The following is a 422-nucleotide window of genomic DNA, read 5'->3' as shown; positions in this document are numbered from 1 at the left end:
CGGGCATGGCGCCGGGTTCGCAGCCGCCGAAGGTCGACCGCGTCAAGGTGTCGCAGATGATCGGTTCCTACTCGGTCGGCCCGTCGCTGGCACAGCTGAAGAACGACATCGATGTCGCCTCGCTGTTTGACGCGATCAGCACCGGCCTGAGCAAGGGTCAGCCGAAGTTGACGGAAGCTGACGCGACCGCCACCATCCAGGCGTTCATGGGCAGCAAGCAGGCCGAAATGCAGGCCAAGGCCGCCGCTGCCGCGCAGACCAACCGCGAGGAAGGCAATGCGTTCCTGGCCAAGAACAAGACCCAGCCCGGCGTGGTAACCACCCCGTCGGGCCTGCAGTACCAGGTCATCCGCCCGGGCAGCGGCGAGCGTCCGCTGCCGAGCAGCAAGGTGCGCGTCAACTACGAAGGCAAGCTGCTCAAC

The 422-nt window shown here is 66.1% G+C and carries 1 protein-coding gene; it reads left to right on the top strand.

The features are described from left to right. Positions 1–422, top strand: a 422-nt coding sequence (locus tag D7X55_RS46845; protein WP_199747447.1) for an FKBP-type peptidyl-prolyl cis-trans isomerase N-terminal domain-containing protein, incomplete at both ends; no start/stop codon positions are given.

Origin of the sequence: Corallococcus sp. AB049A (assembly GCF_003668885.1) — a bacterium.
In the GTDB taxonomy this organism is placed as follows: Bacteria; Myxococcota; Myxococcia; order Myxococcales; family Myxococcaceae; genus Corallococcus; species Corallococcus interemptor.
This window is presented reverse-complemented; position numbering and strand designations above follow the sequence as displayed.